Origin of the sequence: Streptomyces dryopteridis (assembly GCF_049606955.1) — a bacterium.
Taxonomy (GTDB): Bacteria; Actinomycetota; Actinomycetes; order Streptomycetales; family Streptomycetaceae; genus Streptomyces.
The window spans coordinates 506,243-517,632 of sequence record NZ_CP187114.1 but is presented as its reverse complement, the minus strand read 5'-3'; the positions used below and the strand labels follow the sequence as shown (position 1 = coordinate 517,632).

The following is an 11,390-nucleotide window of genomic DNA, read 5'->3' as shown; positions in this document are numbered from 1 at the left end:
CCCCGCACCGAGAGGCCCCCATGAGCAGGTCCGTACTCGTCACCGGAGGCAACCGGGGCATCGGCCTCGCCATCGCCCGGCTCTTCGCCGACCACGGCGACCGCGTCGCCATCGCCCACCGGACCGCCCCCGCCCCGCCCCGCGCGCCCGGCGCCGGCGGACTCCTCGCCATCCCCTGCGACGTCACCGACACCGCGCAGGTCGACGCCGCCTTCACCACCGCAGAACGGGAGCACGGGCCGGTGGAGGTGCTCGTCTCCAACGCCGGCGTCACCGACTCCGCGCCCCTGGCCGCGCTGGACGAGGAACGGTTCGCCCACGTCCTGGACACCAACCTCACCGGGGCCTACCGGGTGGCCCGCCGAGCCACCCGGGGCATGATCGGGGCCCGCACCGGCCGCATGGTCTTCATCGCCTCCGTGATGGGGCACGCGGGCCGACGCGGGGCCTGCAACTACGCCGCGTCCAAGGCCGGGCTCGTCGGCCTGACCCGCAGCATCGCCCGCGAGTACGCGGCCCACGGCATCACCGCGAACCTCGTCAGCCCCGGCCTGGTCGCCACCGACATGCTCGACGACATGCCCCGGGCCATGCGGGAGGAACTCCTCGCGCGGACCCTCCTCAAACGCGCCGCCGAACCGGACGAGATCGCCCGGGCCGTGCTGTGGCTCGCCGGCCCCGACGCCTCCTACATCACCGGCGCCGACATCCCCGTCGACGCCGGCCTCGGCCTCGGCGCCTGACCCCGTTCGCCCCGTCCACCCGTCACGACGCACCCCGGGACCACCCCATGACACCCGAAGACGTCTACGCGACGCTCCACCGCCACACCCGCGAGGTCCTCCACCACCTGCCGCCCGACCGGATCACCCCCGACAGCCGGCTCGCGGACCTCGGGGCCGACTCCCTGGACCGCATGGACATCCTGGTCGGCACGGTCGAGGAACTGGGCCTGAGCCTGGATCCGACGACGATGGCCGCCGCCCCGGACCTCGCCCACCTCGCCCGCGCCCTGCACCGCCAGGCCACCGCCCGCCCCACCCCCTGACCCGCCCCGCCCGCACGAGAGGGGACCACCCCGTGAGCGGCACGCCGAAGGCGCTCAACCAGTACCTCGACCCGTACCCGTACTTCGGCCGGCTCCGCGCCGCCGGGCGCGCCGTGCGCATCCACACCGCGTTCGCCGGGGAGGCGTGGGTGATCACCCGGCACGAGGACGTGCAACGGCTGTGCACCGACCCGCGCCTGAGCGTGGACACCCGCCACGCCCACCCCGAACTGCGCGCCCGTCTCGCGGAGTTCGCCTTCCAGTGGACCGACGGCCTGCCCCCGCACCTGGGCATCGTCGACCCGCCCGACCACACCCGGCTGCGGGGCCTGGTCTCCCGGGAGTTCACCGCCCGCCGCGCCGCCGACCTGGCGCCGTACGTGGACGGGCTCGTCGGCCGGCTCCTCGACGAGGCCGCGGCCCGCCCCGCACCGTGCGATCTCGTCGAGGTCCTGGCCGAACCCCTGCCGAGCCTGGTCATCTGCCGGCTGCTGGGCATGGGCGAGAGCGACGCCCGCACCCTGCGGCCCCTGCTCGGCGCCCTGACCGAACTCCCCACCGACCCCGCCGCGACCCGACGCGTCACCGACGCCCGACGGGCGCTGTGGGAGCACATCGAGGGCGTCCTGCGGGTCAAACGCCGGCGGCCGGACTCCGGCCTGCTCAGCGCGCTGATCGCCGCCGAGGACGCCGACCGGCTCGACGACCGCGAGCTGACCTCCATGGCCGCCATGCTCTTCGCCGCCGGCGCCGAGACCACCACGCACATGATCGGATCCGCCGTCCTCCTGCTCCTGCGCCACCCCGAGCAGCGCGCCGTGCTGCTCGCCGACCCGTCCCTCGTCCCCGGCGCCGTCGAGGAGTTCCTGCGCTACGACAGCCCCGTCACCCTCGGGCTGATCCGCTACGCCGCCGCCGACCTCACCCTCGACGGGACGACGGTCCCCCGGGGCAGCCTGGTCTTCCTGGGCGTGGCCCTCGCCAACCACGACGAACGCCGCCACGCGGACCCCGAAGTCGTCGACGTGACCCGCCGGCACAACCCGCACATGGCCTTCGGGCACGGCGTCCACTACTGCCTCGGCGCGCCCCTGGCCCGGCTCGAACTCCGCAGCGTCATCGCCCGACTTCTGGCCCGACACCCGGACGCGAGGCTCGCGTGCGAGGCCCGGGACATCCCCTGGCGGCGCTCGGCCCTGCGCGGCCCGGCCGCCCTGCCCGTCCACCTCACGGGGGAGCGGTGACCGGGGGCCGGGCCGGCTCAGGGGCGTTCGGCGCGGGTCAGGAAGAACAGGCAGGCGATCAGGAACGTCCCCCGGGCCTGTTGGCGCTCCAACTCGGCGTACCACCGGCGCACCGTCGCGGTGTCGACGGAACCCGCCGCCAGGGCCGCGGTCACCGGCGGATCGATCATCGTCGGGGTCGCCAGCGCCAGATCGTCGATCAGCACCGGCACGGCGGCGCACGTGACGTTCCCGAACCCGGCCTCCCGCACCAGATCGGGCATCCGGCTGCCGACCCTGCCGTCGAGCATCGAATCGGGATAGGCGTCCAGGATCGCCCGGCTCACCGCCGGATCACCGGAACTGACCACCACGGAAGACATGTCGGGCTCCACCGACACCAGTCGTCCGCCCACCTCCAGGACCCGCAGCGCCTCGGCCAGGGCCCGCCGGGGGTCGGGCAGGTGGAGGTAGAGGCGTTCGGCCCGGTACCAGGCCAAGGACCCGTCGGGGAACGGAAGGTCCACGGCGTTGCCCACCTCGAAGGCGCACCCGGGGTACCGGGCCCGCGCCCCGGCCACCAGATCCCGGCCGGCGTCCACCCCCACCGCGTCCCGCCCCCGGGCCCGCAGCTCCGCCACCACGCTCCCGCGCCCGCACCCGACGTCCACCCCCCGGCCCTCGGGAACCGCGTCGTACGACGCGGCGCGCAGCCGCCGGATCGCCGGCACGGACTCGACCACGTCGAGATAATCCGCCAGGGCATCGGATTTTCCGGACGCGTCGACATTCGTGAAAGAACCCAGGGTCGTTTCCATGTCCACAAGTGAAGCAGTCGAAAATCGTTCTGCCAATGGGCGGGGAATTCGAAATTCGTATCGGGAAAGGTGAGGGGCGTGGGCTTTTTCACGTACGCGTGTGCACTGCGGTGGGCCGACATGGACGCCTATGGTCACGTCAACAACGTGCAGTACGCGCGGATCGCCGAAGAGGGGCGGATCCGCATGCTCGCCGGGATCTTCCGGCCGAAAGGCGAATCCGCCGGAGGGCGGCACTTCGTCGTGGCCGAACAGCGGATCGCCTTCCATCGGCCTCTCGACTATCGGGCCGAGCCCATTTCCGTCCACGTGTGGGTTTCCGCGCTGCGCGGGGTCTCCTTCGATGTCGAATGCCTCGTCTGCGACGGATTTCTCGTCCACGCGTCGTGCCGCACGAAGGTCGTCTCCTGTGATCTGGACAACGCCGGGATCCGCGCCCTCACCGCGGCCGAACGCGCGCGCCTGAGCATGTTCCGGGACCCCCCGACCGGCGAATTCCGCCCGAAACCCGCGCCGCCCGGCGGCCACTGTCCCACCCGGTGACGGAGCCGGCGCCACCCCGCACCCCTGATCGATTCAGGACAACATTCGGCCCGTTCCGGCCAGAATGGGATCGAGCGTCCGAATTCGCCTACAGTTCCCGCGACCTCACCACGTGACAAGGAAACCCATGCGTCTTCGCCCCCGTTCCCGTACTCGTTCCACCGCGGCGTTCACGACCGCGTTCGCCGCGGGGCTGCTCGCCCTGGCGCCGCCCGCTCACGCGGCGGGTCCCGCCGACCTGTACACCACGATCAGCGCCACGGGAGCGCCCGGCACCGTCACCTACCGTGCCTTCTTCGGCAACGCCGGGCCCAACCGCGCGGCGGGCACCGTGACCGCCGTCGTGCAGCTCCCGTCCCAGACCACCGGCGCGAGCGCGGACCTCTCCGATTGCGCCTACGACGCCGCCGCCAAGACCTTCACCTGCGACCTCACCGGAATGCCCGAGGGCCAGGGCTTCATCCTCAACGTGACCGCGCAGATCGGCCCCCTCGCGATCGGGAACCTCACGGCCGGCACCACCGTCACCGGGACCGACCCCGACCCCGACACGGGCAACAACGCGGCCGGCGTCTCGTGCACCGCCCTCACCGGCCTGGTCATCGTCTGCTGAGCGGCTCCTCGACCGCGTTCCCCGGACGCCGATCCCGCAGGGCCGGTCGGGCCCGCCGACGGATCGTCGCGGTCGTCAGGACGAGGGCCGCCGCCGTCCCGTACGCGACGGCGGTCCACGCCGGTCGGAACGCGAACACCGGGCCGAGGACGTACACGGCGGCGCCCGCCGCGGCGACCCCCAGCCACTCCCACCGCCCGTCCAGCGCGACCAGGGCCACCAGCAGCAGCGCGTACCAGGAGTAGCCGGGGGTCAGCAGCAGGAAGGACCAGCCGGTGACCAGCAGCGCGCCGCTCCACGGCCGACGCGGGTCCCCGCGCCGCATCACGTGCAGCGACACGGCGACGAGGACGAGGGCCAGGACGGGCACCGCCCACGCGTCGGGCAGGACCGACCGCAGCAGCGCGTAGCGGGACCCGGCGGACGCGTCCCCGTACCCCTCCTCCCGCACGTACCCGCCGAGGTAGCCGAGGACCGAGCCCTCGGAGAGCAGCGTGTACGGGACGTAGGCGAGCACGACGAACAGCGCCGCCGGCGCGAGCACCGTGACCGCCTCCCGGACCCGACGGACCTCGGACAGCGTCCCGGACAGGGCGCCGGGCAGGACGACGGCCGGCATCAGCTTGGTCGCGACGGCGCCCCCGAGCAGCACCCCGCCGAACGCCCGGACCCCGCGCGCTCGGGCCGCGACCGCGCCCAGGCCGAGGACCGTGAGGAGCACGCCCAGCACGTCCACGTGCGCGTTGTTCACCGCCTCCACCGGGACGGCCGGGCACCAGGCCCAGTACGCTGCCCGGCGCGGATCCCCGCCGCGCCGGCGCAACACCGTCAGGAGCGCGCCCGTGACGCCGAGGGAGAGGAGCCCGGCCCCGATCTGGAACGGCTTGTGCCGGGACCCCCGCGGGGAGAGCAGGTCGACGGACCGGAAGTACGCCTCGGCGACGGGCGGGTAGATCGTGTGCACGGCGGGCCGGTTGATCCGCGTGCACCGGGGGACACCGGCCTCGGCGGGCAGCGGCGCGAGGTCGGGGCCGGCGCAGGCCGCGCCGGTGGGGAACAGCCAGGGGTCGCGGAACCGGGCGAGCGCCGGGTCCCCGGGCACGTGGTCGTACGGGGAGAGGCCCGCGGACTGGAGCCGGCCGTCCCACGCGTAGCGGTAGGAGTCCGTGCTGGTGCTCGGCGGTCCCACCAGGCCGGTCACCGCGACGAGCGCCGCACCGGCCACGACCAGCCGGCCGACGTGCCGCGACGGGACCCGCCACGCGGCGAGCAGCGCGGCCGCGAACAGGGCCCAGCACAGCGCGTACCGCCGGAACAGGGCGACGGGTCCGTCGCCCGCGCCCGCCCGGAGGGTGAGGACGAGGACCGACGCGAGCGCGAGGAGCACGCAGGCCGTGGCGAGGAGCGCGCCACGAGGGGTGCGGGGGAGAGGGGCCTTCACCCGTCGGAGACTGCCGGCCGGCACCCCCCGACGGGGCCCCGCCACCGCCGACGTCCGCGATTCGTAAGGTGTTCCGGCACCCCCGGGGGCCGCCGCGGGGCGTCTGATGGAGGACATGCGCCTCCCCCTCCCCTCCGGGCCGCCCGTCACCTTCCGGGCGCGCCTCCACGACCCCCGCACCGCGACGCTCCTCGGCCGTCTCCTCGGCCCGGCCGTGGCCCTGTGCTTCGTCACCGGCCTGTGGAGCCACTGCCTCCAGCACCCGCCGGAGTGGTTCACCGACCACCTGCCCGCGCGCCCGTACTGGGGCTACCGGGTCACCCAGGGCCTGCACGTGGCCGCCGGCACCGCCGCGATCCCGCTGCTGCTGGTGAAACTGTGGGCCGTCTACCCGCGCCTGTTCACGTGGCCCCCGGTGCGCTCGGTCCGGCACGCGCTGGAGCGGCTCTCCGTGGCCGTGCTCGTGGCCACCGCCCTCCTCGAACCGACCACCGGACTGCTGAACACCTTCCAGTGGTACCCGTGGCCCTTCTCCTTCGTCCCGGTCCACCTGGCCCTGGCCTGGATCCTGTTCGGCTCGCTGCTCCTGCACCTCGCCGTGCGCCGGCCGCTCATCCGCGACCACCTCACCGCCCGTTCCCCCGGCACCCTGGCCCTGCCGGAGGCCGACGGGCCCGACCGCCGCCGGCTCCTGCTCGGCGTCACGGCCGCCGTCGGCGCGGTCACGGTGACCACCGTCGGCCAGTCCGTCACCGCCCTCGGGGCACTGGACCTGTTCGCCCCGCGCAGCCCCGCCCACGGGGTCCAGGGGCTGCCGGTCAACCGGACGGCCGCCGCCGCGGGCGTCACGGCCGCCGCCCTCGTCGACTGGCGCCTGACCGTGCACGGGCCCCGCCCGTACACCCTCACCCTGGACGAGCTGCGCGCCATGCCCCAACACGAGGTGGTCCTGCCCATCGCCTGCGTCGAGGGCTGGAGCCAGAACGCCCGGTGGACCGGGGTGCGGGTGCGGGACCTCCTGGCCCGGGCCGGCGCCGACCCCGGGGCCCGGGCCCGCGTGGTCTCCCTGGAGGCCGCGGGCGCCTACCGGGAGACGGAACTGGGCCACGCGTACGCGCGGGACCCGCTCACCCTGCTCGCGCTGCGGGTGAACGGCGAGGACCTGTCCCTGGACCACGGGCATCCGGCGCGGATCATCGCCCCCAACCGGCCCGGAGTCCTCCAGACCAAGTGGGTCGCCCGACTGGAGGCCGTGTGATGACCGCCCGACGCGTGCTCGGCGCCTGTGGCCTGGCCTGTACGGCCTGGGGCGCGTGGCTGCTCCTGTGGCAGCCCGAACCCTGGCGCGTGCTGTGGTGGCTCGCGGGGGCGCTCCTCGCGCACGACGGGTTCCTCGCCCCGTTCGTGTTCGGGTTCGCCGCGCTCGCCGCCGCCCTGGGGCTGCCGCTGCGCGGCGCGGCCCGCACGGCCCTCCTCGTCGCGGGCTCCCTGACCGCCGTGGCCCTGCCCGCGCTGCTGCGCCCGGCCGGGGCGGCCAATCCCACCGTCGTCCCGCTCGACTACCCGCGCAACTGGCTGCTCGCCATGGCCGGCATCGCCCTGCTCACCCTCGCGTACGCCGGGGTACGGGCCGCCGCGCGCCGGGGCGCCCGCCGCCCCTGAACCCGCGCGGCGGGCGCCGGCGGTCAGCGCGTGAGGCGCACGAACCGGCGGTCCCCGGCCCGCCAGGCGTCCCCCGGGGTCCACCCCGTCACCCCGGCCCACGCGCACAGGGCGCGGGACCCGAGCCGGGCCCACCGGAAGGGGTGGCCGCGCCGCCCGGTGCCGTTCTCCACGTGCACCCGGATGCGTTCGTCCACGTCGGCCGGGTCCACCTCGACCAGCAGGGAGCCGCCCGGGGCGCTCAGTTGCGCGGCCCGGCGCAACAGGGCGGCCGGGTCGCCGCCGATGCCGATGTTGCCGTCGAGGAGGAGGAGCGTGCCCCAGCCGCCCTCGCGGGGCAGCGGTTCGAACACCGACCGGCACAGGGCGCTGCCGCCCGAGCGCACGGTCCGGGTCACCGCCTCGGGGGTGACGTCCACACCGAGCGCGACGTGACCCAGGGCGGCGAGGGCGGCGACCATGCGGCCGGGCCCGCAGCCGATGTCGAGGACGGGCCCGCCGCACCGGGCCAGGACGGTGCGGTCGGCCGCGTCGGCGGCGGCGCACCACCGCTCGACCTCCAACGGCAGCACCCGGCCGTCGCGCCGGCGCAGGAACAACGGCCCCTTCCCGGTGCGCAGCGCGTCCGCGTACGGGTCGGCCCGCCAGGTCGGGGCGGCGGTCTCGGCGGGGGCGGCGGTCACCGGGCCACCGCGCACAGCTCGCGGTGCAGGGCGGCGAACCGGGTCGACGGGGCCCGGGCCGCGACCCGTGCCGCGTCGGCCGGGGTGTCCACGTCGCACAGCCCCGGCAGGTCCCGCACGAGGAGCCCGGCGTCCGTCAACCGCCGCCGCTGCACCGCCCCGGTGCGCGGCACGGACATGGGGACGCCGAGCAGCAGGGCCGGATCGGGATCGGCCAGGCCCAACGCCCAGAACCCCCCGTCCTCGGCGGGCCCGAACCGGGCGTCCGCCCCGTCGAAGTCCAGCCCGGCCGCGAGGAGTTCGGGGGTGACCTGCGGGGTGTCCATGCCGATGAGCAGCGCGGGTCCGCCCGCGAGGGCGAACGCGGCGGCCAAGCGCTCGTCCAGACCGCCCGCGACCTGCGGGGCCACCTCGATCCCCGCCGGGACCCAGGGCCCGGGAGCCCCGTCGAGGACCAGGACGCGGCGCCGCGCGGGGGTGGCGAGGACCGCCGCGAGGGTGTCCCGGAGCGAGGCCAGTGCCAGCGCGGCGGCCTCCCGCGCGCTGAACCCGCCGATCAGGCGGGTCTTGACGCGTCCGGCGACGGGGGCCTTGGCGATGACCAGGAGCGTGCTCACGCGGCACCCCCGGCGGTCGGCGCGGCGGACACGGCCGGCGGCGCGGTCGGCGCGACCGGGGGTTCGGCCAGGACCCCGCGCATGTCCCGCACGGCCTGCCAGGTGCCCCGCCAGGTCCCCGTGACCTTCGACCCCCCGGACCTCGGGAGGTAGGGCACGTCCGTCTCGGTCACCCGCCAGCCCGCGTCGGCGGCCCGGACCACCATCTGGAGGGGGTAGCCGCTGCGCCGGTCGGTCAGGTCCAGGGCGAGCAGCGCCTCGCGGCGCGCGACCCGCATCGGCCCCAGGTCGCGCAGGCGCAGCCCGGTGCGCCGGCGCAGCATCCGCGCCAGCGCGAGGTTCCCGACCCGGGCGTGCGCGGGCCAGGCCCCGCGCCCCTGGGGACGACGCCGGCCGAGCAGGAGGTCCGTCTCCCCGGCCGCGACCCGTCGGGCCATGGGCGCGAGCAGCCCGGGGTCCAGGGAGGCGTCGCAGTCACAGAAGCAGACCAGCTCGGCCCGGGCGGCCAGCAGACCCGCGTGACAGGCCGCGCCGAAACCGCGCCGCGACTCGTGCACCACGGTGGCGCCCAGGGAGCGGGCGATCTCGGCCGAACCGTCGGTGGAGCCGTTGTCGACGACGATGGCCCGCCACCCGGCCGGCACCCGGGCCAGCACCCACGGGAGGGCTCGGGCCTCGTCGAGGCAGGGCAGTACGAGGTCCGCCGACGGCGGAGGGAAAAGGGAAGGAGTCACGCCCCACACGGTAGGAACCGGAGGGCCCGGAAAGGCCCGGGAAGTCCTTACGAAACACGGACACCGCGCCACGGGGACGCCGCCCCCGGTCCCGCGACACGCCGAGCGATGCCAGGCTGGGGACATGGCACCCCACACCGACACCACGCCCGGCCCGGCCCCCGACACCGTCACGGGCACGGTCCTCGTGGTCGACGACGACCCGACCGTCTCGGAGGTCGTCACCGGCTACCTGGAACGGGCCGGGCTCACCGTGCACCGGGCGCCCGACGGGCCGACCGCGCTGGAGCTCGCCGCCCGCCACCGGCCCGACCTCGTCGTCCTCGACCTCATGCTGCCCGGCATGGACGGACTGGAGGTCTGCCGCCGGCTGCGGGCCCAAGGCGACGGGCGGCGCTCGGCGGCCGTGGTCATGCTCACCGCGCGCGGCGACGAGGACGACCGGATCCTGGGCCTCGAAGTCGGCGCCGACGACTACGTGACCAAACCCTTCAGCCCGCGCGAACTGGTCCTGCGGGTCCGCTCCGTGCTGCGCAGGGCCGCCTGGGCCGCCCCCGTCGACGCGCCCCTCCTCGCGGCGGCCGGCCTCACCCTCGACCCCGGGGCCCGGCGCGCCACCCGCGACGGGGCGGACCTGGCCCTCACCCTCCGGGAGTTCGACCTGCTCACCCACTTCCTGCGGCACCCCGGGCAGGTCCGCTCCCGGGAACTGCTGATGCGGGAGGTGTGGGGCTGGGAGTTCGGGGACCTCTCCACGGTCACCGTCCACGTCCGCAGGCTCCGCGCCAAGATCGAGGCGGACCCGGCCGATCCACGACTCATCCGCACGGTCTGGGGCGTCGGATACCGCTTTGAGACCGGCCCGGTGGGGGACGACCGTGCGTGACCTGCTGCTGATCGCCCTGTACGCCCTGCTCGGCGCGGCGGGCGCCGGGATCCTCGGCGCCGTCGCCCTGCGGGCCCTGCGCCGGCGCAGTGTCGCCGTGTCCCTCGCGGTCCTCGCGGCGGTCGCCGTGTCCGCGATGCTGGCCGGGACCCTCACCGTGGCCCGGGCGATGTTCCTCTCCCCCCACGACCTCTTCGTGGTGACCACGGTCGTCGCGATGGCCGCCGTCGTCTCCTTGGGCACCGCGCTGCTGCTGGGCCGCCAAGTGGTCCGGCGCTGCCGGGAACTCGTCCGCGCGGCCCACGACTTCGGCGAGCACGGCACCTTCACCGCGCCCACCCCGCCGGCCCCGGCCGAACTCGCCGCGCTCAGCCGCGAACTGACCCTCACCGGCGACCGGTTGGCCGCGTCCCGCGAACGGGAACGGGCCCTGGAGACCTCCCGGCGCGAACTGGTGGCCTGGATCTCGCACGACCTGCGGACCCCGCTGGCGGGCCTGCGCGCCATGTCGGAGGCCCTGGAGGACGGGGTGGCCGTCGACCCGGCCCGCTACCACCGGCGGATGCGCGCCGAGGTGGACCGCCTCAACTCCATGGTCACCGACCTGTTCGAACTGTCCCGGATCCACGCCGGCGCCCTTTCCCTCAACCCCACCCGCCTCTGCCTGCACGACCTGGTCGACGACGCGCTCGCGGGCGCGGACGCCCTCGCCCGGGAACACGGCGTCCGGTTGAACGGCACCGGCGTCGCCCCGCTGCCCGTCGAGGTCGACGGCAAGGAGATGACCCGGGTGCTCTCCAACCTGCTCGTCAACGCGATCCGGCACACCCCGGCGGACGGCACCGTCGCCATCGCCGCCGAACGCCACGCCGACGCCGTGGTCCTGTCCGTCACCGACGCCTGCGGGGGCATCCCCGAGGAGGACCTGCCCCGCGTCTTCGACACCGGCTGGCGCGGCAGCCCCGCCCGCACCCCGCCCTCCGGGGCCGGGCTCGGCCTGGCCATCGTCCGCGGCATCGTCGAGGCCCACGCCGGTCATGCCCACGTCCACAACGTGCCCGGCGGCTGCCGCTTCGAACTGACCCTGCCCGCCCCGGCGTAGCCCGCCCCCCCCGCCCCCCG

At 75.6% G+C, this 11,390-nt stretch carries 14 protein-coding genes; 9 read left to right on the top strand and 5 right to left on the bottom strand.

Translation table 11 applies throughout. The annotated features are described in order from the left end of the window. The first annotated feature begins 20 nt into the window (after positions 1-20). The 3 genes from fabG to ACN20G_RS28730 are packed head-to-tail and all read left to right on the top strand — an operon-like array spanning position 21 to position 2,292. Positions 21-743, top strand: coding sequence for a 3-oxoacyl-ACP reductase FabG (fabG, locus tag ACN20G_RS28740; protein WP_424216137.1), 723 nt, complete (start codon positions 21-23; stop codon positions 741-743). Between the two features lie 47 nt (positions 744-790). Next, positions 791-1,048, top strand: a complete 258-nt coding sequence (locus ACN20G_RS28735) for a phosphopantetheine-binding protein (RefSeq protein ID WP_424216136.1) — start codon at positions 791-793, stop codon at positions 1,046-1,048. A 32-nt stretch (positions 1,049-1,080) separates the two neighbouring features. Further along, the gene (locus ACN20G_RS28730; protein ID WP_424216135.1) at positions 1,081-2,292 is read left to right on the top strand and encodes a cytochrome P450 family protein; all 1,212 of its coding nucleotides are present in this window, start codon (positions 1,081-1,083) and stop codon (positions 2,290-2,292) included. Between the two features lie 17 nt (positions 2,293-2,309). Here the strand turns inward: ACN20G_RS28730 and ACN20G_RS28725 are convergent, their stop codons facing one another. Continuing rightward, positions 2,310-3,014 (bottom strand): methyltransferase domain-containing protein, encoded by a 705-nt coding sequence (locus tag ACN20G_RS28725; RefSeq protein WP_424216134.1) that lies wholly within the window; start codon positions 3,012-3,014, stop codon positions 2,310-2,312. 153 nt (positions 3,015-3,167) lie between these two features. Between ACN20G_RS28725 and ACN20G_RS28720 the strand changes: the two genes are divergently transcribed. After that, a complete protein-coding gene (locus ACN20G_RS28720; protein ID WP_424216133.1) occupies positions 3,168-3,632 on the top strand; it encodes an acyl-CoA thioesterase in 465 nt (154 codons plus the stop codon). 127 nt (positions 3,633-3,759) lie between these two features. Further along, on the top strand, positions 3,760-4,245 hold the full coding sequence (locus tag ACN20G_RS28715; RefSeq protein WP_424216132.1) for a hypothetical protein: 486 nt from the start codon (positions 3,760-3,762) through the stop codon (positions 4,243-4,245). Here the strand turns inward: ACN20G_RS28715 and ACN20G_RS28710 are convergent. Then, complete coding sequence (locus ACN20G_RS28710) at positions 4,232-5,686, bottom strand: glycosyltransferase 87 family protein (protein ID WP_424216131.1); 1,455 nt, start codon at positions 5,684-5,686, stop codon at positions 4,232-4,234. The genes ACN20G_RS28715 and ACN20G_RS28710 overlap by 14 nt on opposite strands. A 106-nt stretch (positions 5,687-5,792) precedes the next feature. On the opposite strand from ACN20G_RS28710, the gene ACN20G_RS28705 reads away from it, so the two are divergent. Both ACN20G_RS28705 and ACN20G_RS28700 read left to right on the top strand, forming a co-directional pair. Beyond that, positions 5,793-6,944, top strand: a complete 1,152-nt coding sequence (locus tag ACN20G_RS28705) for a molybdopterin-dependent oxidoreductase (protein WP_424216130.1) — start codon at positions 5,793-5,795, stop codon at positions 6,942-6,944. Next, positions 6,944-7,348, top strand: coding sequence for a hypothetical protein (locus ACN20G_RS28700; RefSeq protein ID WP_424216129.1), 405 nt, complete (start codon positions 6,944-6,946; stop codon positions 7,346-7,348). The genes ACN20G_RS28705 and ACN20G_RS28700 overlap by 1 nt, the downstream gene beginning before the upstream one ends. Before the next feature lie 23 nt (positions 7,349-7,371). Here the strand turns inward: ACN20G_RS28700 and ACN20G_RS28695 are convergent, their stop codons facing one another. Genes ACN20G_RS28695 through ACN20G_RS28685 form a run of 3 tightly spaced genes read right to left on the bottom strand, consistent with a single transcriptional unit; the run spans position 7,372 to position 9,382 of the window. Further along, positions 7,372-8,031 (bottom strand): class I SAM-dependent methyltransferase, encoded by a 660-nt coding sequence (locus ACN20G_RS28695; protein ID WP_424216128.1) that lies wholly within the window; start codon positions 8,029-8,031, stop codon positions 7,372-7,374. Beyond that, the gene (locus tag ACN20G_RS28690) at positions 8,028-8,648 is read right to left on the bottom strand and encodes a TIGR04282 family arsenosugar biosynthesis glycosyltransferase (RefSeq protein ID WP_424216127.1); all 621 of its coding nucleotides are present in this window, start codon (positions 8,646-8,648) and stop codon (positions 8,028-8,030) included. The genes ACN20G_RS28695 and ACN20G_RS28690 overlap by 4 nt, the downstream gene beginning before the upstream one ends. Next, positions 8,645-9,382, bottom strand: a complete 738-nt coding sequence (locus ACN20G_RS28685) for a glycosyltransferase family 2 protein (RefSeq protein WP_424216126.1) — start codon at positions 9,380-9,382, stop codon at positions 8,645-8,647. Before ACN20G_RS28685 ends, ACN20G_RS28690 begins: the two co-directional genes overlap by 4 nt. Positions 9,383-9,506: 124 nt before the next feature. Between ACN20G_RS28685 and ACN20G_RS28680 the strand changes: the two genes are divergently transcribed. Both ACN20G_RS28680 and ACN20G_RS28675 read left to right on the top strand, forming a co-directional pair. Continuing rightward, positions 9,507-10,268 carry a response regulator transcription factor gene (locus tag ACN20G_RS28680; protein ID WP_424216125.1) on the top strand — a complete coding sequence of 254 codons (762 nt, stop codon included), beginning with the start codon at positions 9,507-9,509 and terminating at the stop codon, positions 10,266-10,268. Continuing rightward, positions 10,261-11,370, top strand: a complete 1,110-nt coding sequence (locus ACN20G_RS28675) for a sensor histidine kinase (RefSeq protein WP_424216124.1) — start codon at positions 10,261-10,263, stop codon at positions 11,368-11,370. Before ACN20G_RS28680 ends, ACN20G_RS28675 begins: the two co-directional genes overlap by 8 nt. Positions 11,371-11,390: the final 20 nt, after the last annotated feature.

Excerpts from the sequence above, each read along its gene's own strand:
- ACN20G_RS28715 (WP_424216132.1), top strand. The coding sequence starts at position 3,760 with ATGCGTCTTCGCCCCCGTTCCCGTACTCGTTCCACCGCGGCGTTCACG.
- ACN20G_RS28700 (WP_424216129.1), top strand. The coding sequence starts at position 6,944 with ATGACCGCCCGACGCGTGCTCGGCGCCTGTGGCCTGGCCTGTACGGCC.
- fabG (WP_424216137.1), top strand. The coding sequence starts at position 21 with ATGAGCAGGTCCGTACTCGTCACCGGAGGCAACCGGGGCATCGGCCTC.
- ACN20G_RS28735 (WP_424216136.1), top strand. The coding sequence starts at position 791 with ATGACACCCGAAGACGTCTACGCGACGCTCCACCGCCACACCCGCGAG.
- ACN20G_RS28705 (WP_424216130.1), top strand. The coding sequence starts at position 5,793 with ATGGAGGACATGCGCCTCCCCCTCCCCTCCGGGCCGCCCGTCACCTTC.
- ACN20G_RS28680 (WP_424216125.1), top strand. The coding sequence starts at position 9,507 with ATGGCACCCCACACCGACACCACGCCCGGCCCGGCCCCCGACACCGTC.